This window comes from Streptomyces sp. NPDC033229 (assembly GCF_055576875.1).
In genome coordinates this window covers 118,307-140,783 of record NZ_JBVIQR010000002.1, presented here as the reverse complement: position 1 = coordinate 140,783, position 22,477 = coordinate 118,307, and the positions used below count along the sequence as shown (strand labels likewise).

The 22,477-nt window shown below is 72.2% G+C and carries 21 protein-coding genes; 9 read left to right on the top strand and 12 right to left on the bottom strand.

The annotated features are described in order from the left end of the window. Positions 1–26: 26 nt before the first annotated feature. A complete protein-coding gene (locus ACZ53N_RS02540; RefSeq protein ID WP_469139127.1) occupies positions 27–2,117 on the bottom strand; it encodes a thioredoxin domain-containing protein in 2,091 nt (696 codons plus the stop codon). A gap of 151 nt (positions 2,118–2,268) precedes the next feature. Between ACZ53N_RS02540 and ACZ53N_RS02535 the strand changes: the two genes are divergently transcribed. After that, positions 2,269–5,664 carry a tetratricopeptide repeat protein gene (locus tag ACZ53N_RS02535; protein ID WP_469139126.1) on the top strand — a complete coding sequence of 1,132 codons (3,396 nt, stop codon included), beginning with the start codon at positions 2,269–2,271 and terminating at the stop codon, positions 5,662–5,664. A 250-nt stretch (positions 5,665–5,914) separates the two neighbouring features. Here the strand turns inward: ACZ53N_RS02535 and ACZ53N_RS02530 are convergent, their stop codons facing one another. Continuing rightward, positions 5,915–6,205 (bottom strand): hypothetical protein, encoded by a 291-nt coding sequence (locus ACZ53N_RS02530; RefSeq protein WP_469139125.1) that lies wholly within the window; start codon positions 6,203–6,205, stop codon positions 5,915–5,917. A 4-nt stretch (positions 6,206–6,209) separates the two neighbouring features. Next, the gene (mca, locus tag ACZ53N_RS02525) at positions 6,210–7,079 is read right to left on the bottom strand and encodes a mycothiol conjugate amidase Mca (RefSeq protein WP_469139124.1); all 870 of its coding nucleotides are present in this window, start codon (positions 7,077–7,079) and stop codon (positions 6,210–6,212) included. A 118-nt stretch (positions 7,080–7,197) separates the two neighbouring features. On the opposite strand from mca, the gene ACZ53N_RS02520 reads away from it, so the two are divergent. Continuing rightward, positions 7,198–7,608 carry a DUF4307 domain-containing protein gene (locus ACZ53N_RS02520; protein ID WP_469139123.1) on the top strand — a complete coding sequence of 137 codons (411 nt, stop codon included), beginning with the start codon at positions 7,198–7,200 and terminating at the stop codon, positions 7,606–7,608. A gap of 187 nt (positions 7,609–7,795) precedes the next feature. After that, positions 7,796–8,293 carry a transcription elongation factor GreA gene (gene greA / locus ACZ53N_RS02515; RefSeq protein ID WP_130879623.1) on the top strand — a complete coding sequence of 166 codons (498 nt, stop codon included), beginning with the start codon at positions 7,796–7,798 and terminating at the stop codon, positions 8,291–8,293. A gap of 125 nt (positions 8,294–8,418) precedes the next feature. Here the strand turns inward: greA and ACZ53N_RS02510 are convergent, their stop codons facing one another. The 3 genes from ACZ53N_RS02510 to ilvA form a co-directional block, all read right to left on the bottom strand. After that, positions 8,419–9,279, bottom strand: coding sequence for an ABC transporter permease (locus tag ACZ53N_RS02510; protein WP_469139122.1), 861 nt, complete (start codon positions 9,277–9,279; stop codon positions 8,419–8,421). Next, a complete protein-coding gene (locus ACZ53N_RS02505; protein ID WP_469139121.1) occupies positions 9,276–10,415 on the bottom strand; it encodes an ATP-binding cassette domain-containing protein in 1,140 nt (379 codons plus the stop codon). The genes ACZ53N_RS02510 and ACZ53N_RS02505 overlap by 4 nt, the downstream gene beginning before the upstream one ends. 85 nt (positions 10,416–10,500) lie before the next feature. Continuing rightward, positions 10,501–11,697, bottom strand: coding sequence for a threonine ammonia-lyase (gene ilvA / locus ACZ53N_RS02500; protein ID WP_469139373.1), 1,197 nt, complete (start codon positions 11,695–11,697; stop codon positions 10,501–10,503). A 277-nt stretch (positions 11,698–11,974) separates the two neighbouring features. On the opposite strand from ilvA, the gene ACZ53N_RS02495 reads away from it, so the two are divergent. The 3 genes from ACZ53N_RS02495 (at position 11,975) to ACZ53N_RS02485 (ending at position 13,311) form a co-directional block, all read left to right on the top strand. Further along, the gene (locus tag ACZ53N_RS02495) at positions 11,975–12,475 is read left to right on the top strand and encodes a MarR family winged helix-turn-helix transcriptional regulator (RefSeq protein WP_207303966.1); all 501 of its coding nucleotides are present in this window, start codon (positions 11,975–11,977) and stop codon (positions 12,473–12,475) included. Positions 12,476–12,544: 69 nt separating this feature from the next. Beyond that, entirely contained in the window at positions 12,545–13,084 is a 540-nt protein-coding gene (locus ACZ53N_RS02490) for a sigma factor-like helix-turn-helix DNA-binding protein (protein WP_469139120.1), read from the top strand. Continuing rightward, positions 13,081–13,311, top strand: a complete 231-nt coding sequence (locus ACZ53N_RS02485) for a hypothetical protein (protein ID WP_469139119.1) — start codon at positions 13,081–13,083, stop codon at positions 13,309–13,311. Before ACZ53N_RS02490 ends, ACZ53N_RS02485 begins: the two co-directional genes overlap by 4 nt. Before the next feature lie 39 nt (positions 13,312–13,350). On the opposite strand, the gene ACZ53N_RS02480 is transcribed toward ACZ53N_RS02485, so the two are convergent. After that, positions 13,351–14,496: a cystathionine gamma-synthase gene (locus ACZ53N_RS02480; protein ID WP_469139118.1), complete on the bottom strand. Its 1,146-nt coding sequence runs from the start codon at positions 14,494–14,496 to the stop codon at positions 13,351–13,353. A gap of 125 nt (positions 14,497–14,621) precedes the next feature. Between ACZ53N_RS02480 and ACZ53N_RS02475 the strand changes: the two genes are divergently transcribed. Both ACZ53N_RS02475 and msrA read left to right on the top strand, forming a co-directional pair. Next, entirely contained in the window at positions 14,622–15,716 is a 1,095-nt protein-coding gene (locus tag ACZ53N_RS02475; RefSeq protein ID WP_469139117.1) for a hypothetical protein, read from the top strand. 99 nt (positions 15,717–15,815) lie between these two features. Further along, positions 15,816–16,475: a peptide-methionine (S)-S-oxide reductase MsrA gene (gene msrA, locus ACZ53N_RS02470; RefSeq protein ID WP_469139116.1), complete on the top strand. Its 660-nt coding sequence runs from the start codon at positions 15,816–15,818 to the stop codon at positions 16,473–16,475. Between the two features lie 161 nt (positions 16,476–16,636). On the opposite strand, the gene ACZ53N_RS02465 is transcribed toward msrA, so the two are convergent. The 4 genes from ACZ53N_RS02465 to ACZ53N_RS02450 form a co-directional block, all read right to left on the bottom strand. Next, a complete protein-coding gene (locus tag ACZ53N_RS02465) occupies positions 16,637–18,661 on the bottom strand; it encodes a tetratricopeptide repeat protein (protein WP_469139115.1) in 2,025 nt (674 codons plus the stop codon). Continuing rightward, positions 18,658–19,062 (bottom strand): hypothetical protein, encoded by a 405-nt coding sequence (locus ACZ53N_RS02460; RefSeq protein ID WP_469139114.1) that lies wholly within the window; start codon positions 19,060–19,062, stop codon positions 18,658–18,660. The genes ACZ53N_RS02465 and ACZ53N_RS02460 overlap by 4 nt, the downstream gene beginning before the upstream one ends. A 98-nt stretch (positions 19,063–19,160) precedes the next feature. After that, positions 19,161–19,673: a hypothetical protein gene (locus ACZ53N_RS02455; protein ID WP_469139113.1), complete on the bottom strand. Its 513-nt coding sequence runs from the start codon at positions 19,671–19,673 to the stop codon at positions 19,161–19,163. Positions 19,674–19,723: 50 nt separating this feature from the next. Further along, positions 19,724–20,290, bottom strand: a complete 567-nt coding sequence (locus ACZ53N_RS02450) for a class I SAM-dependent methyltransferase (RefSeq protein WP_469139112.1) — start codon at positions 20,288–20,290, stop codon at positions 19,724–19,726. A 55-nt stretch (positions 20,291–20,345) separates the two neighbouring features. Here ACZ53N_RS02450 and ACZ53N_RS02445 point away from each other — a divergent pair, with 55 nt between their 5' ends. Further along, positions 20,346–21,143, top strand: coding sequence for an AraC family transcriptional regulator (locus ACZ53N_RS02445; RefSeq protein WP_469139111.1), 798 nt, complete (start codon positions 20,346–20,348; stop codon positions 21,141–21,143). On the opposite strand, the gene ACZ53N_RS02440 is transcribed toward ACZ53N_RS02445, so the two are convergent. Next, complete coding sequence (locus ACZ53N_RS02440; protein WP_469139110.1) at positions 21,140–22,435, bottom strand: DUF2786 domain-containing protein; 1,296 nt, start codon at positions 22,433–22,435, stop codon at positions 21,140–21,142. The two genes, ACZ53N_RS02445 and ACZ53N_RS02440, sit on opposite strands and share 4 nt — an antisense overlap. Between the last annotated feature and the right edge of the window lie 42 nt (positions 22,436–22,477).

The following is a 22,477-nucleotide window of genomic DNA, read 5'->3' as shown; positions in this document are numbered from 1 at the left end:
CGACCTGCTCAGGACCGCCCGCGATCTCACTGCTGCCCCATCAGCTGCTCCTCAAGGACCTTGGGGTCGGGCGTCGGCGCGTCGCAGGTGAAGTGGCGGCACACATAGGCGGCCGGACGGGCGTCGACCAGCGAACGCCCGGCCAGCAGCGGGACCTCCACCTGCTCCCCCTGCTCGCCCGACGGCGGCTCGCCCACCGCGACGACCAGGCCGGGCGCCGTGGACAGCAGGGCGGTGCGGTGCAGTTCACCGGTGGAGGGGTGGTCGTGCGGGCCGACGACGGCGACCTCGCGGGGGCCGTCCAGCATCGCCTCCGTGACGGCCAGGCCCCAGCTGATGAAGCGGGGAGCCTTCGGGCCGAGCACCCGCACCACACCGAGCGCGCGCTCCGCCGCCTCCCGGTGCGGGGAGCTGCCGGTGTAGGCGGCGTAGGACAGCAGCGCCCCGGCGGCCGCCGTCCAACCGGAGGGGGTGGCGTTGTCCGTGGGGTCCTGCGGGCGGCGGATGAGGGCCTCGGCGTCGTCGGCGGTGTCGTACAAGGAGCCGTTCGGGGCGGTGAAGTGCACCAGGACGGTGTCCAGGAGCAGCCCCGCGAAGTCGACCCATACCCCTTCGCCGGTGACGCCGGAGAGCGCGAGGAATCCCTCGGAAACGTCGGCGTAGTCCTCCAGAACGCCGGCGTGGGAGCCCGCGACACCGTCCAGGGAGGTACGGAACAGCCGCGCCTGCCAGTCCATGTGGGTGCGTACCAGCAGGTCCGCGGCGTCCGTCGCGGCCTGGACGAGGTCGGGGCGGTCGAAGTAGGCGCCGGTCTCCGCGAGCGCGGCGATGGCCAGCCCGTTCCAGGCGGCCACGACCTTGTCGTCACGGCCGGGCCGCGGCCGCTCCGCGCGCGCCGCGAGCAGCCGGGCCCGTACGGACGCGATCTTCCCGGCTTCCATGAGCTCCTCGGTGTCGGGAAGCTGGAGGACGGAGGCGCCTTCCTCGAAGGTGCCGTCCTCGGTGACCCCGAAGTGGGCCGCGGCGAGCGCCGCGTCCTGCTCCCCCAGCACCTCCCGCAGCTGGGCGGGGGTCCAGACGTAGTAGGCGCCCTCGACGTGCTTACCGCTCCCGTCCCCCGGCACCGCGCTGTCGGCGTCCAGCGCGGAGGCGAATCCGCCCTGATCCGTGCGCATTTCGCGCACCAGGAAGTCGGCCGTCTCCAGAGCCACCCGCCGGGCGAGTTCCGAGCCGGTGGCACGCCACAAGTGCGCGTAGACCCGGCACAACAGGGCGTTGTCGTACAGCATCTTCTCGAAGTGGGGCACGACCCAGGAGGCGTCGACGGAATACCGCGCGAAGCCGCCTCCGAGCTGGTCGTAGATCCCGCCGCGGGCCATCGCCTCGCAGGTGGCCTGCGCCATCTGGAGAGCGGCCGCCGAACCGGTGCGGGCGTGGTGGCGCAGCAGGAACTCCAGCGTCATGGACGGCGGGAACTTCGGCGCGCCGCCGAAACCGCCGCGCACGGCGTCGAAATCGCGGGTCAGTCCCATCAGCGCCTTGTGCGGGTCCTCGACGGTCGGCGGCTGCGGGGCGGCCGGGCCGCCGTCCTCCGATGCGGGCACGCCGAAGGCCAGGGTCCGCTCGGACAGCTCCCGCACGATACGGCCGGCGACCTCCCCGACCTCCTCGCGGCGATCGGTCCACGCGACCTTGATTCCCTCCAGCACCTGCCGGAACGACGGCATGCCGTGCTTGGGAGCGGGCGGGAAGTAGGTGCCGAAGTAGAAGGGCTCGGCCTCGGGGGTGAGGAAGACCGTCATCGGCCAGCCGCCCTGACCGGTGGCGGCCTGGACGGCCTCCATGTACACCGCGTCGATGTCCGGCCGCTCCTCGCGGTCGACCTTGACGGACACGAAGTGCTCGTTGAGGAAACCGGCGGTCGGCTCGTCCTCGAACGACTCGTGCGCCATGACGTGGCACCAGTGACAACTCGAATACCCGACGCTCAGCAGCACGGGCACACCGCGGCGCCGGGCCTCGTCGAAGGCCTCGGGAGACCAGGGCCACCAGTCGACCGGGTTCTCTGCGTGCTGGAGGAGGTACGGGGACGTCTCATGCGCCAGGCGGTTCGGCATGACCCCATCCTTACCCGAACCGAGCCCGATGGTGAGTTTTCCACAGGCGCGGCCGGTCGGTTATCCACAGGGCTGCCGGAAATCTTGTCCAGGCGGAACACTTGGGGTTCACACGTGAGGCACAGAGCAATCGCTGGTGAGGGGGAAGCACATGCCGGGTTCGCTGGCCGTGTTGCGAGAGGTCCACCGCACGGATGTCGAGGGCTTGTTGGGGCGCGCCGTCGAGGAAGAGGTGCGCCGTTCGGGTGGCCGGGCCGACGGCGTGGCGCTGCTGCGCCGGGCGCGTGAGGAGCTCGATGCCATAGCGGCCACGGCGGCCGAGGAGTACGGCGCGTATGTAGGCGCCCTTGATGAGGAGACGGCGTCGGCAATGCCGCTGACGGCCCGTCTGTCACGCGCCTCGCTCAGCACTCCGCTGCTGGTCACGGCCGTGGCGGCGGCGACGGCGTTCGGTGTCGACCTGGTATCCGGGACCTCGGCCGGGACCGCGCTCGGCGCGGGGGCCGTCGTGGCCGTGGCGGGTTCGGCCGTCACTTTCCTCAAGCTGACGGCCGGGCACTGGCCGGCCGCGCACCGGCGGGCGGGCTTGCGGGGGCAGCCCGGCGGCGCCGAGCAGTTGCGTTTGCAGTGGCTGACGGCGGTGGAGGTGCGGGGCATCCGCCCGTTCCTGGACCAGCAGCGCATCGTGTCGGCGGCGACGCGCGCCAACAGCACGGGCGGGCAGCCGAGCACCGACACCGTGGGCCACGACCCGCTGCGCCGGGGCACGGACCGCAGCGCGGCCGCCTTGCGGCGCAGCGTGCTGGAGCAGTCCTTCGATCACCTTCCGGCCCCCGACGGCCTGTTCGCGGGGCGCAGGGCGCAGATCACGCAGATCGCCCAATGGGTCCATCAGGCGCGGGCCAGCACGGAGACCAGACCGACGGTCGTCCTGTTGTACGGGCCGCCCGGGTCCGGCCGTTCGACGCTCGCGGTGCGGGCAGCCCACCATCTGCGCGACCAGTTCCGGGGCGCCTGCGTGGTGGACCTGCGCGGGGAGACCCAAGGCGCGCCGCCCCTGCCGACCCGGGACGCGCTGCTCCATCTGCTCAACAGGCTGGGCGCGCCGCGCGATCAGCTGCTGTTCCGGGAGCGTTCCCCTCAGGAGCGGCATCTGCGGCGCCTGTCCGAGCTCTACCACCAGCACCTCACCGGGCTGCCCGTGACGGTGGTCCTGGAGGACGCCTCGGATCCGGAGCAGATCCGCACGCTGATCCCGGAGCGCTCCGACAGCCTGGTGCTGGTCACGGCCCGCGCCCCGTTGACGCTGCCTCCGGACCTGGTGGCTTGGGTGCACGAGCTGCCGGTCGAGCCGCTGGACGAGGCGGGCGCGGAGGAGCTGCTGCGTTCGGCGGCCGAGGAATCTCCCCCGGTCGCCGCCCCGGAAGGCTCCAGCGGGCCGTGGAAGCACTCCGGTCCGGTCACCACAGGACCGGAGGACACCGGACTCCAGGGCACCGGACTGAAGGGCACCGCACTGGAGGACGCCGGACCGGATGGCGAGAAGGCCATGGTCCGGGTGAGGGAGTTGTGCGGTGGGCTGCCGCTCGCCCTGCGCGTGGCGGGCTCCTCACTGGGATCACGCAGCCCACAGTCGCTGGCGGCGGATCTGGAAGCGCAGAGAACGGCCGACCCGGTGGAGCGGGCCCTGCGACTGCGCTACTCCGACCAGGAGGACAGCGCCCGGCGGCTGCTGCGGCGGCTGGCGCTGGCGGGCCGGGCCTCGCTCGGGGCGGCCGCGGCGGCGGCGCTGCTCGCGACGGACGAGCAGGAGGCGGCACACCAGCTGACGGCGCTCGCCCGGGCCGGCCTGATCGAGAACGTACGCGCCAACCGGTACCGGATGCACGACCTCGTCCGGGACTTCGCCCACGCCCGGCTGCTCGACGAGGAGGAGCCGGGCGAGCGGGCGGCCGCGCAGGAGCGGCTGATCCGCAGCTACGCGGAGCTGGCCGACACGGTGATCCGCATGGTCGACGGCAAGACCTCGACCCGGGCGGACATGTTCACCCAGGGCGCCGCCGGGGGCCACGGCTTCGCCTCCCTGGCCGCCGCGCTGCGCTGGCTGGACGACGAGTCGAGCTTCATCACCGCGGCGCTGCGCCACGCGGAGGGCGTCGACCAGGCGGCGGTGCTGCATCTGCTGGGCGCCCTGTGCGACTACTGCCTGCTGCGCGGCGATCTCTACCGGCTGGGTGAGCTGAGTGAGCTGACACAGGCCACGGACCGGGGCCTGCTGTCGCGTTCGGTGCAGTGGCGCACGGGTGTCGCCGCCCGGCAGCTCGGCGAGCTGGACAAGTCCCGTACGACCCTGTCCTCCGTCGTCGATCTGTACTTCGACGCCCAGCATCCGGCGGGGGCCGCCCGGGCGCTGCGCGACCTGGGCGTCACCTTGCAGCATCAGGGCAACCTCCAGGAGGCGGCGGTGAAGCTCCGGGAGGCGCTGGAACTCCAGACCGCGCCGGAGCTGAGCGGGGACCGGGCCTGGACCATGCACGCCCTGGCGGCGGTCGAGCGGGACCGGGCACGGATAGCGCAAGCGCTGGACCTGCTGAACGAGGCGCTGGAGCTGCACCGGCGGAGCGAGAGCGTGCACGGCCAGGCGTGGGCGCACTTCCAGCTCGGCCAGGTGCGGCTGCGGATGGGCCAGGTGACGCGTGCGGAGGCGGAGCTCCGCGAGGCCCTGGAGAGCTATGGACGGACGCGGGACAGCCGTGGTGAGGCCTGGGCCCTGACCCAGCTGGCGCGGGCCCGCCTGGTGGCCGGGGATCCGGCCCGGGCGGCGGATCAGCTGCGGCGGGCCACGGCCCGCCACCGGGAGAACGAGGACGCGCGCGGCGAGGCCTGGTCGCTGTACTACCTGGGCCAGTCGCTGGAGGAGTGCGGGGACCAGGCGGCAGCGGTGCGGGCCCTGGAGCGGGCGCGCACGATGTTCAACCGGATGCGCGACGGATACGGCCTGGCCTGCGCCCGGCACCACTCCGGGCGGGTCACCCGTGATCAGCGGGCGGCGCAGACGGGCGGCCTGCGCAACAGCGGATTCGCCCGGCAGCTGTTGCAGGACGCCCGGACGGACTTCCGGCGTCTGTCCGTCCCGCACGGCGAGGCGTGGTCCTGCGTGGAGCTGGCGGTGATCGACGCGGGCAATGGCCGCACGGTGCAGGCCCTGACGCTGCTGGAGGAGGCGGCGCGGCTGTTCGCGGAGTACGGCGACCGGCGCGGTGGGAGCTGGGCCCGGTTCCTGCGCTGCACGCTGCTGCCGTACGCCTCGCCGGGAGGTGCGGTGGTGGGGGCGGCGGTGGCCGAGGAGGAGCTGGCCGCGCTCCTGCGCGAGCTGCGGGACGCCGACTGGGCGGGCGACCCGGCTCTGGAGGACTACGCCGAGGCGTACGCCGTGATGCTGGCGAGAGGTGCCCCGCCGGAGACGGGTTGGCAGGCATGGCGGCTCGGCATGGTGCCGAACCGCCGGGCCCGCGAGGTCATGGCAGTGCTGCCCCGGGAGGCCTGAGCCACCCACAGCAGGTCATGCGGCCAAGGGCCGGAGCGCCGTCCCGGCAGGCCGACTCACCCGACGGAGTGTCGGACCCGCGCGTCAGGGGATCGGCCCACCCGCCGGGGAGAGACGGCCACCCACCGGGAGAGTGGGGCATCCGTCGGGAGAGTGGGGCATCCGTCCGGGCATGCCGACCTCACCCACCGGTCGACCGGTCGCCCATCGGGCGACCGGCCTCACCGATCGGGGTGGCCGGGCCCGCCGGTCAGGTGGCGGGCCCGCCGTTGGGCACGGCGCCCTTGGTCATGTTGGTGGTGGTCCGGGTGGTCTTGCCGCCCGAGCCCGCACCACCCTCGTCCGGGCTCGCCGGGGTCTCCTCGAAGTCCACCTTCTTCATGTGCTTGTTCATGCTCTTCATCAGCAGCCATACGGCACCGCCGATGAGGGCGAAGACGATGAAACCGAGCACACCGGGAGTGACCTTGTTCTGGTCCAGCTCATCAGCGGCGAACGGCACCAGGTGGGTGGCGGCGAGGGAAGCGGTCGCGCTCATCATGGGGTCAATTGTTGCGGATGCCCGCGAAGAGGTCGTCCTCGGGGAGGGAAGTGCCGACGCGGGACTTCGCCAGCTCGTACTCCTCGGTCGGCCAGACCTCGCGCTGGAGGTCCAGCGGCACGCGGAACCAGCCGCCGTCCGGGTCGATCTGCGTGGCGTGCGCGATCAGCGCCTTGTCACGGATCTCGAAGAAGTCACCGCACGGGACGAAGGTGGTCAGGGTCCGCTCGCGGCCGGCCGTGAGCCACCGCTCCAGCCACTCCCCGTACGGGGACTCCATGCCGCGCGCCAGCAGCGCCTCGTGGAGCGCCAGGGTGCGCTGCCGGTTGAAGCCCTGGTTGTAGTAGAGCTTCAGCGGCTGCCACGGCTCGCCGGCCTCGGGGTAGCGGCTCGGGTCACCGGCCGTCTCGAAGGCCAGCATCGAGATCTTGTGGGTCATGATGTGGTCGGGGTGCGGGTAGCCGCCGTTCTCGTCGTACGTGGTGATCACGTGCGGCTTGAACTCGCGGATCAGCTTCACCAGCGCCCCGGTCGCCACCTCGACGTCCTGGAGCGCGAAGCAGCCCTCGGGCAGCGGCGGCAGCGGGTCGCCCTCGGGCAGCCCGGAGTCGACGAAGCCCAGCCACTCCTGCTTGACGCCGAGGATGTCGCGCGCCTCCGCCATCTCCTTGGCGCGGACCTCGTGGATGTGCTCCTCGATGTAGGCATCGCCTTGGAGCTTGGGGTTCAGGATGGAGCCACGCTCACCACCCGTGCAGGTGGCGACCAGCACGTCCACCCCCTCGGACACGTACTTGGCCATCGTGGCCGCGCCCTTGCTCGACTCGTCGTCGGGGTGGGCGTGAACGGCCATCAGTCGGAGCTGCTCAGTCAAGGCTCGATCCTCAGTCACTGGTCACGGGAGACGCCTCCTATAGTGACCGAAGCAGGGGTCGATTCATTCCGGCTTCCACTACCGGCCTTCCACCGACCCCCGACCAGGAGGAAAGATCATGGCTGCGGTGCGTGACGGACTGCCCGAGGGTCGCTACGGCCGCACGGCGGACGAGCGCGCGGACCGCAAGCTGAAGATCGTCGGTGCGGTGCTGGGCGCGGCGCTGCTCGGCATGGTCGGCTGGTTCGGCGTGCACTACGTCACCAAGACGGATGTCAGCGGTGAGCTCCTGCGGTCGAAGTCGATGTCGGACACCACCGTCCAGGCGGTGCTTGAGGTCCGCAAGGAGAAGAACGCCGCCGCGGTCTGCACCCTGCGCTCGCTGGCCGCGGACGGTTCCGAGACCGGGCGCAAGGACGTCAGGCTCGACCGCCGGGAGACCCATTTCACCGAGCTGGTCACGCTCCGTACGACACAGTGGGCCGCCGCGACGAAACTCGAGGGCTGCACGGTCGTTTCAAACGGCTGATCGCACCGCGCTGACCTGCCCTGACGCGATTCTTGCGCGGTTTCGCCCGCTTGCTCCTTCCCCCTTCCCCTGCGGAATTGTTAGGCTCGTGGTTTCGCCCACCTCTGAAGGCGCACCCTTCTGAGTAGGGCGTTCATTTGTATCGCGATGTATCCCCAAGCATTCCCAGTACCGACGAGGAGCACCTGTGACCCAGACCAGCGACAACGTCACCTGGCTGACTCAGGAGGCGTACGACCAGCTCAAGGCCGAGCTGGAGTACCTGTCTGGTCCCGCTCGCACCGAGATCGCGATGAAGATCGCGGCGGCCCGCGAGGAGGGTGACCTGCGAGAGAACGGCGGGTACCACGCGGCCAAGGAGGAGCAGGGCAAGCAGGAGCTCCGTGTGCGTCAGCTCACGCAGCTGCTGGAGGCCGCGAAGGTCGGCGAGGCTCCTGCCGCGACCGGTGTGGTCGCCCCCGGCATGGTCGTGACCATCGCCTTCGACGGCGACCCGGACGACACGCTCGACTTCCTGCTCGCCTCGCGCGAGTACGCCAGCTCGGACATCGAGACGTACTCCCCCCAGTCCCCGCTGGGCACCGGGGTGAACGGCAAGAAGATCGGCGAGGACGCCGAGTACGAGCTGCCGAACGGCAAGAAGGCCAAGGTCCGCATCCTGGAGGCCAAGCCCTACCAGGCCTGATCCGAGCACGCCCGGCCCCCGGGCGTGACCGAAGTGACCGAAGAGCCCCGGGCCTCGCATGAGGCCCGGGGCTCTTCGCTGTCCACCCGTAAGGCCGCCCACCCGTACGGGCCCGGGTCTCCTCCTCAAGCCGTCGCCGAGCGGTATTTGCGGACCGACAGGGTGCGGAAGGCGACGATGATCACCACCGACCAGATCAGCGACGCCCACACCGGGTGCTGCATCGGCCACGCCGCAGGTACCGGATAGCCGTCCGGCAGATTGCCGAAGAGCTGCCGGGCCGCCTGCACGGTCGCGCTGAACGGGTTCCACTCGGCGATGTAGCGCAGCGCCGTCGGCATGTTGTCGGACGGCACGAAGGCGTTCGAGATGAAGGTCAGCGGGAAGAGCCAGATCAGCCCGCCCGAGGTGGCCGCCTCCGGGGTGCGTACCGTCAGCCCGATCAGCGCGCCGATCCAGGAGAAGGCGTAGCCGAGCAGCAGAAGCAGCGCGAAGCCCGCCAGCGCCTTGAGGATGCCCTCGTGGATACGCCACCCCACGATCACCGCGACGATCGCCAGCACCACCAGCGTCAGCGCGGTCTGGACGAGGTCGGCGAGCGTACGGCCCGTGAGGACGGCACCGCGCGCCATGGGCAGCGACCGGAAGCGGTCGATGAGCCCTTTGTGCATGTCGTCGGCGATACCGGCGCCCGCGCCCGCTGTGGCGAAGGTGACGGTCTGGGCGAAGATGCCCGCCATCAGGAACTGCCGGTACGTGGAGGGGTCGGTGCTGCCGCCCACGGCGATCGAGCCGCCGAACACATAGCTGAACAGCACCACGAACATGATCGGCTGGACGAGCCCGAAGACAACCACTTCGGGGATCCGCCGCATCCGAATAAGGTTCCTCTGGGCAACGACCAGGGAGTCCCGCGTGGACTGGACGACCCCGCCGCGCGCTCGGGGGGCCGCCGTCCCGACAGCGGTGTTGCCGATGGCGCTCATGTGGCAGCCTCCTCGTCCTCCCGCGTCCCTCCGGCCCCTCGACGACGACGCTCCCGCTTCCCCTCCTGCTCGCCGCCCCGCGACCCGTCCCGCGACCCGTCCGGCGTCCCGTCCGGCGTCCCGACCCGCGTCGTCCCGCCGTCCGGCTTCCCGCCCTCCGGCGGCTTCCCGCCCCCGTTCCTCCGTTCCTCCTCCGCCTCGGCCGCGTGGCCGGTGAGCGAGATGAAGACGTCGTCCAGCGTCGGGCGGCGAAGCCCGATGTCGTCGATCTCGATGCCCCGCCCGTCCAGCTCGCGGATGACCTCGGCGAGCAGCTTCGCGCCGCCCGAGACCGGGACGGTGACCTTGCGGGTGTGCTCCTCGATCTTGGAACCGCCCTTGCCGAAGGACCGCAGGATCTCGTCGGCAGCGGATATGTCACCGGGCTCGTGCACGACGACTTCGACGCGCTCCCCTCCCGTACGGGCCTTGAGCTGGTCGGAGGTGCCGCGCGCGATGACCCGGCCGTGGTCGACGACCGCGATGTCGTGCGCGAGGTGGTCGGCCTCCTCCAGATACTGCGTGGTCAGCAGCAGGGTCGTACCGCCGGCGACCAGTTCCTGGATGACCTCCCACAACTGCTGCCGGTTCCGGGGGTCGAGCCCGGTGGTCGGCTCGTCCATGAACATCACGGGCGGGCTGACGACCAGCGCCGCCGCGAGGTCGAGGCGGCGGCGCATGCCGCCGGAGTAGGTCTTGGCGGTGCGGTCGGCGGCCTCGCCGAGGTGGAAGCGCTCCAGCAGCTGTCCGGCCCGCGCCTTCGCGTCCCGAGCGCTCATCTGGTAGAGCTGGCCGACCATCCGGAGGTTCTCGCGGCCCGTCAAATACTCGTCGACGGCGGCGAATTGGCCGGACAGACCGATGTGGCGGCGGACCTCGGTGGGGTTCTTCAGAACGTCGATGCCCGCGACGACGGCCCGGCCACTGTCGGGTTTGATCAAGGTGGTGAGTACACGCACTGCGGTGGTCTTGCCGGCGCCGTTGGGGCCCAGCAGTCCTAGAACGGTTCCTTCCGGAACGTCGAGATCGACGCCGTCCAGAGCCCTGACGTCGCCGAAGGTCTTGACCAGGCCTTCGGCGTAAATGGCGCCTGGCATGGAGGTTCTCCCCGTTTCGGGTGACGTATTACAGGATTTTACGTTCGCCGAGCCCGAACCGCCTGGGAATGAACCACCCCACTTGTCACAACATGACGAGATAACCAGCGTTCCGCAGGGCTTCGCCCACCTCCGCGCAGTGCTCGGGGCCCTTCGTCTCCAGGTGCAGTTCCACCTCCGCCTCCGTGAGCCGGAGCCTCGGATCGGTGCGCACATGGCTCACGTCGAGCACGTTCGCGTCCAGCTCCGACAGCACCTCCAGGAGTGCGGCCAGCGCGCCCGGACGGTCCGTCAATCGCAGCCGCAGGGACAGATATCGGCCCGCCGCGGCCATGCCGTGCCGCAGGATGCGCTGCATGAGCAGCGGGTCCACGTTGCCGCCCGACAACACCGCGACGACCGGCCCCTCGAACGAGTCGGGCGCGGCCAGCAACGCCGCCACCGGGCTCGCCCCGGCGGGCTCCACCACGAGCTTCGCCCGTTCCAGACAGAGCAGCAGCGCGCCGGAGAGGTCGTCCTCCGTGACCGTGACGACATCGTCGACAAGGTCATTGATGATCTTGAACGGTACGTCGCCCGGGCGCCCCACCTTGATGCCGTCCGCCATCGTGACCGGAGCCTGTACCGACACGGGGTGCCCGGCGGCCAGCGAGGGCGGGTACGCGGCAGCGCCCGCCGCCTGCACACCGACGATCCGCACATCGGGCCGCAGCGCCTTGACCGCCACCGCGATCCCGGCCGCCAGCCCGCCGCCACCGATGCCCACCACGATGGTGCGCACCTCGGGGCACTGCTCCAGGATCTCCAGCCCCACCGTGCCCTGCCCCGCGACGACGTCGGGGTGGTCGAAGGGGTGGATGAAGACCGCGCCCGTCTCACGCGCGTAGTCCTGGGCGGCCCGCATCGCGTCGTCCACGATCTGCCCGTACAGACGGACTTCCGCGCCGTACTCGCGGGTGGCGGCGACCTTCGGCAACGGCGCACCCTCCGGCATGAACACCGTGGAGCGCACGCCCAACAGGGACGCCGCGAGCGCCACGCCCTGCGCGTGATTGCCGGCGCTGGCCGCGACGACGCCCGCCGCACGCTCCCGCCCGGTCAGGCCCGCGATCCGGACGTACGCGCCGCGCACCTTGAAGGAGCCGGTGCGCTGGAGGTTCTCGCACTTGAGGTGGACGGGCGCGCCGACCAGCCCGGACAGGTAGCGACTGCCCTCCAGCGCCGTGATCCGGGAGACCCCCGACAGCGTCTTCTGCGCGTGGCGCACATCGTCAAGAGTCAGGACGGACAGGGCGGATGAGACGGAAGCACCTTCCAGCGCCCTATCGGACCTTCCGGACGCCCCGAGGCCGCCCTCGTCGCCAACTCGTGCAGCCATGGTGCCCAGTCTCGCAGCTCGCCCCCGGTCCGGCCGCCGCAGAGCCGCACAAACCGACCGGTTTGCGCAGCACCAGTACGGCCGCCCGCCCGGCCGCGTACTCTGTCCCCCATTCCGCAGCGTTTCCCGAGCTTTTCCCCGCCCTTTTTCCGTCCCCGCCGCACGAAGTGAGTCCCAGGCCATGCCCACCCCTCCGGACATGACGACCGACCTCGCACCCGGTGTCCTCGACACCCTCCAGCACCAGGTGGCCGTCTTCGCCCGCCGCGCCGAACAGACCCGGCTCGGTGGCGTAGGCCAGGTCCGCAACTCGATGGACCGCGCCGCCTACCTCCTGCTCAACCGTCTCGACCAGGAAGGCCCGATGGGCGTCAAGGCGCTCGCCGCGGGCATGGGCATCGACTCCTCGACCGTGACCCGCCAGGTGGCGCCGCTCGTCGACACCGGGCTGGTCAAGCGCACCTCGCACCCCGAGGACGGCCGGGCCGTCGTCCTGCAGCTCTCCCCGCGCGGCAAGGCCCGCCTGGAGGAGGTGCGTGCCTCCCGGCGCGAGCTGATGGCGCTGGTGACCGAGGGGTGGACCGAAGCGGAGCGGGACTCCTTCTGCACCCTGCTCACCCGCTTCAACGTGGCACTGTCCGACCTGCACACCGCGCTTCCCCCGGTGCCGCCGACCTCTTGACCCCGCGCGGGTCCCTGCCGTGTCCTTGAGGGCACGTGCCCGTACGGGCACGTGCCACGGAGGCCCCCGGTGAACGAACGGCGTGCGGCCAGGGAGCGCCGTCGCGCCCAGGAGTTCGAGTTGTTCGTCGCGGGCGCGGGCGGTCGGCTGCTGCACGCCGCGCTCCTGCTGACCGGTGAGCCGGGCCGTGCCCACGGCAACGGTGACGGTGTCGACGGCGGCAGCCGTGGCACCACCGAGGCCGACAGCCGTGGCACCGAGGCCGCCGAGCGGCTGCTGACGGCGTCCCTGGCCCGTACATACGCGGACTGGGACCGGCTGCGCGGCGAGGATCCGTACGCACGCACCCGCCAGGAGATGGCGGCCCGCTTCGCGCGGACCGCCCGGCGCTACCGCCACCCGCGAGGCGGCGTTCTGGACCGGCTCGCCCCGCGGGAGCGCCTGGTCCTCGTCCTGCGGCTCCACGAAGGCGTCCCCGAGGAGCAGACCGCGGCCGCCCTCGGGCTGTCCGCGGAGCGCGTGCGGGTCATCTGCACGCGTGCCGTCAGCGCCCTGCGCAGCCGCCCGGCGGCGCCCCCTACCGCAACCCCGTACCGGGCCGCGCCGTGAGCGCGCAGGACCGCAAGGAGGACGAGGTCCGGCGGATGATGGACCTCTCGCACCCGCAGGTCCCGCCGGAGCTGGCCGCGCGGGCCGCTGCCCGGGGGCGCCGGATCCTGTGCGCCCGCCGGGCCGTAGGAGCCGTGACGTGGGCGCTGCTGCTGATCGCGGTCGTGGCCTTCTGGGCCTGGGCCGCGATCGAACAGCCCTGGTCGGCGCCGCCGCGGGACCCGTGACGGAGTCCCGTGGCGTTCGACTCGACCGCCTGTGGGCGTTTAGCCCAGGGCCTGGGTGAGGTCGGCGAGCAGGTCGTCCGCCGACTCGATGCCGACCGAGGCCCGCACCAGGTCGGCCGGGACCTCCAGCGCGGAACCGGCCACCGAGGCGTGCGTCATCCGACCCGGGTGCTCGATCAGCGACTCGACGCCACCCAGCGACTCACCGAGCGTGAACAGCTTGGTGCGGTTGCAGACCTCGACGGCTGCCTCCTCGCCGCCCGCGACGCGGAAGGACACCATGCCGCCGAACGCGCGCATCTGCTTCGCCGCGACCTCGTGCAGCGGGTGCTCGGGCAGACCCGGGTAGTAGACCTGCGTCACCTTCGGGTGCGCGACCAGCAGCTCCACCACGCGCTCGGCGTTGGCGGTGTGGCGGTCCATGCGCACGGCCAGGGTCTTGATGCCGCGCATCGTCAGCCAGGAGTCGAACGGGCCGGCGACGGCACCCATCGCGTTCTGGTGGTAGGCCAGCTCCTCGCCGAGGCCGGCGTCGGCGGTGATCAGCGCGCCACCGACGACGTCGGAGTGACCGCCCATGTATTTGGTGGTGGAGTGGACCACGACGTCCGCGCCCAGCGCCAGCGGCTGCTGGAGGTAGGGGCTGGCGAAGGTGTTGTCCACGACCAGCTTGGCGACGGCCTCGTGGGCGACGGCGGCGACGGCGGCGATGTCGGTGATGCCGAGCAGCGGGTTCGAGGGGGTCTCGACCCACACCGCCTTGGTCTCCGGCCGGATGACGGCGCGCACGGCCTCCGGGCGGGAGGTGTCGGCGACCGACCACTCCACGCCCCAGCGGCTGACGACCTTGGCGAACAGCCGGAACGTTCCGCCATAGGCGTCGTTCGGGATGACGACGTGGTCACCGGGCGACAGCAGCGTGCGCAGCAGGCAGTCCTCGGCCGCCAGACCCGACGCGAAGGCGAGGCCGCGGGTGCCGCCCTCGAGCGCCGCCAGGTTCTCCTCCAGCGCGGTGCGCGTGGGGTTGCCGCTACGGCTGTACTCATATCCACCGCGCAGGCCGCCGACGCCGTCCTGCTTGTAGGTGGAGACTTGGTAAATGGGCGGGACGACGGCTCCCGTGACGGGATCCGGCTCCTGTCCGGCGTGGATGGCGAGGGTTTCGAAGGAATGCTGGTCGCTCATTGAACCGAGGGTAGTACCAGGTTCACCGAAACACTCCTGTTCACTTGTAACCGGCGGATGAACGATCCGCCGGTTCCCCGCGTTGTCCCATCGTCGGTCCACGTTCTCTGCTCTCAGGACGCCTCATGGAGTTTCTGTTCATCCTGCTCGCCCTCGTACTGATCTGCGGGGTCCTGGTGGTGCCCGCGATGCGGCGCCGCCGCGCCGGGCAGGACGCCGTACGGGGCCACCAGGCCGCCGTCGATCCGGCCGGTGCGTACGGCTTCGTCCCCGTCGAGCAACTCGACGTACGGCTGCCCGGCCCGGACCCGGAGCTGCTCGCGGCCGTCGCGGAGGCGCGCCGCACCCAGGACTGGAAGCCCGCCGCCGAGCTGCTGGCCCGCACCGACGCCGCCACCGCCGCCGAGCTGCGCTGGCAGCGCGTACAGACCCTGGCCGGTGCGGCGGCCCAGGAGCTGGCCGAGGCGCCCGGCACCGGCGGGATGTGGCTGCGGCACTGGCGGGTCGTGGCGCCCAAGGACGCGGGCGGCGCGGCCGTGCAGGCCGAGTTCCTCGTCCAGCAGGCGCTGCGCGACCCGTCCTCGCAGGACTACCGCATGATCCTGGAGGAGGCCCGTTCGGTCTGCGCCGAGGCGGCTCTGCTGGCCCCTGGCGACGCGGTCCCGTACATCGTCCGGCTGGGCGTCGAGCGAGGTCTCGGTTCGAGCGAGGCCGAGTTCCAATCCGTCTGGGAGACCGTCGTGGCCCGCGCACCGGGGCACATGGGGGCGCATCTGGTGGCGCTGCGCTACTGGAGCGCGAAGTGGCACGGCTCGCAGGACCGCGCGGACGCCTTCGCGCAGCGCGCGGCGGGCGCGGCCCCGGCGGGCAGCCTGCTGCCCGCGCTGCCGCTGTTCGCCGTGCACGACCACCTGTCCGACGTGAACCTGGTGCGGAGCCTCTACCAGAGCGCGGTGGTCACCCAGGCGATCGAGGCCGCGCAGTTCGCGGTCGCGCACGCGCCGGCCGACCACCCGGTGCTGCCGCACGTACGGCACCTGCTGGTGTGGTTCCTGGTCCGCGCCGACCGCTTCCAGGAGGCGATGGACCAGCTGCGCAAGGTCGACGGCCACATCGGGGCGGTGCCGTGGACGTACGAGACGGACCCGGTCGGGGCGTACGCGACGTACCGTGCGCTGGCCGTGGCGGGCTGGGAGGCCCAGGGCGGAGCGCGGGGCTGAGGCGCGGCCCGAAGCGCGGGGCCGAAGCGCGGTAGCCGGAATGTGCTCCGGCCCCCACACGTTCTACGGACGCCGCCCTCACGACCGCTTGGAGCCGAGATGCTGTTCCACCGCCGCGAAACCCGTCTGCCGTCCCCCGAGGAAGCGCTCAAGGGCCGCCCGGAACCGGAATTCACCCTCCCCGACCGCCACACCGTCCTCGGCAACCCCCTGGCGGGCCCGTACCCCGAAGGCCTGGCCGTGGCTGACTTCGGCCTGGGCTGCTTCTGGGGCGCCGAGCGCAAGTTCTGGCAGACCCCCGGCGTCTGGACGACCCTGGTCGGCTACCAGGGCGGTCACACCCCGAACCCGGCGTACGAGGAGGTGTGCAGCGGCCTGACCGGCCACACCGAGGCGGTCCGCGTCGTCTTCGACCCGTCGGCGGTGTCGTACGAGACCCTCCTCAAGCTCTTCTGGGAGTCCCACGACCCCACCCAGGGCTTCCGCCAGGGCAACGACACCGGCACCCAGTACCGCTCGGCGATCTACACCCACTCCCCCGCCCAACAGGCCGAGGCCGAGGCCTCGGCCGCGGCCTACCAGTCGGTCCTGCGCGCCTCCGGCTACGGCGACATCACCACCGAGATCCTCCCGGCGGGCCCGTTCTACGCGGCCGAGCCGCACCACCAGCAGTACCTCGACAAGAACCCGGCGGGCTACTGCGGCATCGGCGGCACGGGCGTGAGCTGCCCGGTGGGCGTGGCGAAGTCCGACGGCTGACGCGTTCCCCTGCCGCAGCGTCCGCAACGCCCCCGGGCGCCATTCGCCAAGGTCCCGTCTCCGTGGGGACTTCAACGCCAGCCGGAGTCCCTACGGACAGCAGCGAGTCTCAGTGACGCCTGGACAGCGCGTAATGGGTGACTACCGCTGCCCTTCGGCGCTCAGACGTCGGTGGATGTCGGCTGAGCACCGCGCGCGTTGGTCAGGAGTTCGCGGGCGAGGTCCGTGTGGGGGTGGGCCGGGCCCAGGACGCGTTCTCGGGTGGTCAGGACGTCTTCGTGGAGAGGGATCGCCCGGTCGGGGGCGCCCGCCAGTTGGTAGGTGTAGGCGAGGTTGCTGCGGGCCGTGAGGGTTTCCGGGTGGTCGGGGCCGAGGACGCGGGCGTAGTCGGCGGCGCTCCGCTCGTGCAGGGAGATGGCGCGGTCGAGGTCGCCCGCCTCGCGGTACGCGCTCGCCAAGTTGTTCCGTGAGACGAGGGTGAGCTTGTCGTCCGGGCCCAGGAGCCGTTCGCAGTCGGTGAGGTTGCGGCTGTGCAACTCGGTGGCCAGGTCCACATCGCCGGACAGTCCGTACGCGTAGGCGAGATTGGCGCGGGCGGTGAGCGTTTCCTCTGTGGCGGGGCCGAAGACGCGCTCGCAGTCGTCACGGTTCTGTACGAGCAGCGGGACGGCCTTCGCCAGGTCGCCGGCCTCGCGGTAGGCGCTGGCGAGGACGGAGCGGGACGCCAGGGTGTGCGGGGCGTCCGGCCCGCGCAGCCGCGTCGAGGCCGCCACGGAGCGCTCGGCGAGGGCGACGGCCCGGTCGAGCCGGACCGCGCTCTGCAGGAAGGCAGAGGTCTGGAGCCAGATGGCGTCGGTGTACTCGTCGTCCTGGTCGGGCGCGACCCGTGTGGCGAGCGCCTCGATGTGCGGGAGCAGCTCCCGCCATCGCGACCAGCCTGCGACGTTGAACAGCGGGTCCCCCGGGAGGGCCGCGACGAGCACACCGATCGCCCGGTGACGGGCCTTCTCGATCGTCTCCTCGGCGCGGTGGGGGTCCGCCGGGTCGGGGGTGCGGGCCACGGCCTGGACGAGGCGGTGGACGGTGAAGGTCCGCGGGGTGAGCGTGATCATGCTGTACGCGTGCAGCAGCGCCAGGGCCTCGTCGACGGCGATCGGATCGTCGTCGAGGGCCTCGCCCAACTCGCGCGGCACGTCGTCGGGGCCCAGCCAGGCGAAGGTCCGCAGGATGTCGACCGCGAGCGGGTCCCGGGCGGCGATGGCCTGCAAGGTCAGCTGCCAGACGCGGGCGATGGTGCGCTCGTGATTGTCCGTGGCGGACGCGGCGAACATCCGTGCCGGGTAGCGGCGCAACCGCGCCAGGTAAGCGGCCGGGGTGATGGCGGTGTGCTGGATGTACGCGGCGGCCTGGGTCAAGGCCAGGGGGAGATGGCCGAGTTCGGCCGCCAGCTCCGCCAAGGCAGCGCCGTCGTCGGAGCCTCCGTCCGAGCCGCCCGGCTCGCCGATGATGCGCATGAGCAGGTCCGTCGATGCGTCGGGGTCAAGGGTGCGCAGGCCCAAGGGCTGTGCGAGGTGGTGCCAGCCGGTGGCGCGTCGGCTGGTGATCAGATGCTGCCCCGTCGTGAGGGGTCCAATCAGCGGGGCGAGATCGTCGGGGGCCTCGGCGTTGTCGAGGACGAGCAGCCAGCCTTCGTGCGACTGGAGCCATCGCGTGGCCCATGCGGCGGACTCCGCGCTGGTGGTGGCGGTGAGGTCGGCGTACGGGTCGAGGTGCGCGGCGAGATCGGCGAGCGCGAGGGTGATGCCGTCGGGGGTCTCGGCGGGCACCCACCAGACGGGGTTGTAGCGGTCGCGGTGTTGGTGGGCGTAGTGCAGGGCGAGCGTGCTCTTGCCCATGCCGCCGAGCCCGTGCACGACGGTCGTGGCTCCCCGGCCGTCCAACGCGGCGCCGAGCCGCGCCAGGTCCTCGTCGCGGCCGACGAAGACGGCGCTGCGCGGTGCGGGCAGATTGTTCAGCCCGGGTGGTGCGGGCACCTCGGCGGGCGCTCTGACCGCCTCGGCCGGCAGGTGCAGGGTGCGGTTGTCGATCGTGGCCGCGTCGCCGGTGCTGATGATGCCCTGGTTGCTGCCGACGGCCACCGCGCCGGGTCCGGACGCCTCCCCCGGCACCTGTTCCTGGTGCGTCATCGCTGGATCGTGGTGTCGCTTCCGGTGCTGATGATGCCGGAGTTGTGCTGCACGGCGACGGACCCGGCACCGGAGGCGGTGAACGAGGGCCCGGCGGGCGGCAGCAACTGTGCCAGCTCGGCGGTGAGTTCGGGGTCCGCCAGCAGGGCCCGCTTGAGCTGCGCCCGCAACAGAGCCTGGAGGTCTTCGTCCTCGGGCGCGGCGGCGAGCGCGTCGACCGCGCCCTCGATGTCCTCGCGGCTCTCCTCCCGCCGCCAGACGCGTTGCAGGATCCGCTGCCCGAGCGACACGGTCGCGTCGGCCCCGGCGTCGCTCACACGCGTCACCACAGCCGTCCCGTACGCACCGACCGCCGCCGTGACGTACGGCGCTATCTGACCGGCCACCAGCAGAGCGTCCATGACGCGACCTCCCCCGTTCCGCCCACGCGGAGTCCCAGGAGGCTCAACTTACCCGTGCGGCAGGACGAACGGCAGGCCCAACGGCACGCCCGGGGCGGTCAGTCCATGACACCCAGGTCCTCGCGCATGAGACGCCGCATGGCGGACAGCCGGGGTTCCGCCTCCTTGAGGTCGAGCAGGACCTGCCGGGCGTCCTCGCCTTCACGGGCCCGCCCCCGGTCGATCCGCTTCACGGCGGCGTCGCTCGCGGAGAGGACCTTGTTGAGGTGGCGGGACGCGTCCAACACGGCCTCCGGCACGATCATTTGCGCCTCGGCATAACGGTCGCGGTGATCGAGCCGGGCCTCTTCGAGCTGCGCGCGCTCCTGGTCGGTGTAGACGCCGTCCCTGATGCGGTGCAGGGCGTCCTTGAGGAGGGTGTGGAACTGCCCCGTCGCCCGGTTCATCGCCGTGTACGCGGCCCGGCGCTCCTCGAAGCGCCGCCGCGCCTCCTCCGCCCGCCCTTCCTCGGCACGCTGCCGCGCGGTCACCCGATGGGTGACCAGCGGTGCGAACAGGGTGCCCAGCACCCCCACCACGGCGGTGAGCATGGCGGCTATGACAGCGCTCATGCGCAGACCCTAGCGGGGGTCGCACGAGGGCCCGCCACACATTGACCGCCCTACCGGCGAGAGGCCCGGAACCGGAAGCTTCCCTTGCCCACAATCACTTCGGGGTCGGCGAACCCCGCCGCCCTCAGCCGTCCCGTCAGGGTGTCGGGCGGGACGGGCACGCAGGTGTCGCCGAGGTGGACGAGGCGGAATCCCCAGCTGGTGAGCGCGTCGCAGCCGACGAACTCACCGCCCTTGCGCAGCACCCGGTGCGCCTCTGCGAAGAGCGCGTCCTGCTGCCCCGGCGACGGAACGTGGTGGAGCATCGTGAAACAGGCGACGGAGTCGAAGCTCGCGTCCGGCAGCGGCAGGGCGGCGCCGTCACCGTGGATGACCTCGGCCCTGTCCCCGAACTCCCGGCGCAGACCCTCGACGGAGGCAGCGTCGATCTCGACGACGCTCAGGCGCGGCACCTGACGCACCAGGACGCGCGTGGTCGCCCCGTAACCGGGGCCGATCTCCAAGGTGTCGGGCCCGAGCCGGACGTCGTCGAGGGCCCAGGGCAGCAGTTCGTTCTCGATCGCGCGGGCCCACATCCGGGAGCGGCACAGGTGACGGTGAAAGCGGTTCATCGGCATGCTGCGAGGCTAGGAAGCGGTCGGGGGTGTCGGATACGGGCCAGGGAGCCAACCAATGTCGCGAGACGGACAGCCGCACGCACCGCAGGGCGGACAGTTGGTGTCCGCCCCCGGCGGAGCGGTCGTCGTCGGCAGCTTCGCGTTACGGACCGGCGAGTGGTTCGGCCGCCACGCGCACGGCGCGCATCAGCTCGCGTGGGCGCCCCACGGCGTCCTGGCCGTACGGGCCACCGGCCGCACCTGGGTCCTGCCGTCCACCCTCGCCCTGTGGATCCCGGCCGGCGTCCGCCATTCCACGGGAGCGACGAGCCCCGCCCTGATGCGCAGCCTGTACTTCTGGCCGGACCGCTGCCCGCTGACCTGGCGCGAACCCCAGGTGGTGCCCGTCTCCGGGCTGCTGCGCGAGCTGATCGGGCACCTCGCCCAAGGGCAGGACACGCTCGACGCGGACGCGCGGCACCGCGCCGAGAACGTCGTCCTCGATCTCCTCCACCCGGTGTCGGTCACCACCGTGCGGGCGCCGCTGCCCGCCGACTCCCGGGCCCGCCGCGTGGCGGAGGCCCTGCGCGCGAACCCTGCCGACGACCGGACGCTCACGCAGTGGGGCGCGCTGGTCGGCGCGAGCGCCCGGACGCTGGCGCGGGCCTTCGTGTCCGGCACGGGCATGACGTACGGGCAGTGGCGCACGCAGCTGCGTCTCCAGGCCGCGATGCCCCTGCTGGCGGCGGGCTGCACGGTCTCCTCGGTGGCCCATCGCGTCGGCTACGGCTCACCGAGCGCGTTCGTGGCAGCGTTCCGCCGGGGCGTGGGCGTGCCGCCGGGGGCGTATTTCGCACCGCCGGACACGCCCTAACGCCGACGCAACACCGCCGCGTCCGCCGCCTCCTCGCCGCGCGCCCATCCCTCCGCGTCGCGTCCCTTGAGGCGGTGCGCCGTCGTCGTCGGGAAGAGCCGCTCGGCGGTCTCGCCGACCGCCACCTCGCGCGCCGCCAGCACCGGCAGCACCTCCCGGTCCTCCCGCTCGGCCTCCGCCGCGACGTCGCGCGCCGCGTCCGACAGCCGGTCGCGGATGCGGGCCGCGTAGGCGATGAGGAAGGACTGACGGAAGTCGCGGGTGCGGCGCGAGCGGGCGTGGTGGGCGTCGCCGGCCCGGCGCATGGCGGTCGTGGCCTGCACCAGCAGCGACGTGTACATCAGCTCCACCAGCTCCAGGTCGGCCTCGAAGCCGACGACCGTGGAGAAGTCGTAGTCGCTCGTCCAGACCGCCCGGCAGTGGTTGGCGGCGGCGACCGCGTCCAGGAGCAGCGCCTTCGCGGACTCGTAGGGGCCCTCGATGCCGATCCGGCAGGCCGTCGGGCCGTCCACCGGTTCCGTGGAGTGGGCGGCGACCAGCGCCTCGTCGATGGAGTGCCGGGCCATGAGCTCCTGGGCCTTCGCCGACAGCGCCTCGGCCTCCTCGGCGAACTCCGTCGACTCCGCCTTGGCCAGCAGGGCCCGGATGCGGGCGAGCATCCGGGGCGCGATGGCGCCGGTACGGGCTTCCGCGCGCCCGGTGCCCGTCGCGTGCGCGGCGCCCGTCGCGTGCGCGGCGCCCGTCGCGTGCGCGGTGCCCGGCAACGGACCGGCCGCTCCGATCTTCGGCAGCGTACCGATCAGCCGCAGCGTCCCGAGCGCGCACGCCGTCGTCTCGAACCGGCTCAGCCGCTCGCGCCCCGCGAACCCCTCCAGGAAGGCGTCGTCGGTCTCCCACCACACGCGGGCGTCCGCGTCCGCCAGCTGCGCGGCCCAGCGCGCGCCGAGCGTGTCCGGCGCGTACCGCCGTGCCTCGGCGGCGATGGCGTCCACCGCGAACCGCACCTCGGCGGCGGTCAGCTCCCGCCGCACGAGCCGCAGGACGTCGGCGGGCTGCCAGCCGTACTCCCAGGCACGCCGCAGGGTCGTCCCGGCGACCCGCAGCACGGACCGGCTCACGGCCTCCCAGCCGGCGGGGGCGGCGCTCAGCGCGGAGGCGGCGGCGTACAGCGCGTCGTCGAGGTCGTCCGGTGCCTGGGCGCGCAGACCGCGCAGGGCCTCCTCGACGGCCTCCCGCAGCCGGGCCTCCTCCGGCAGCTCATGCTGCCGCTGCCGCTTGTCGCGCTTGGCCACGGGACTCTCTTCTCTCGGGGCGTACGGGCTGTACACCCCATT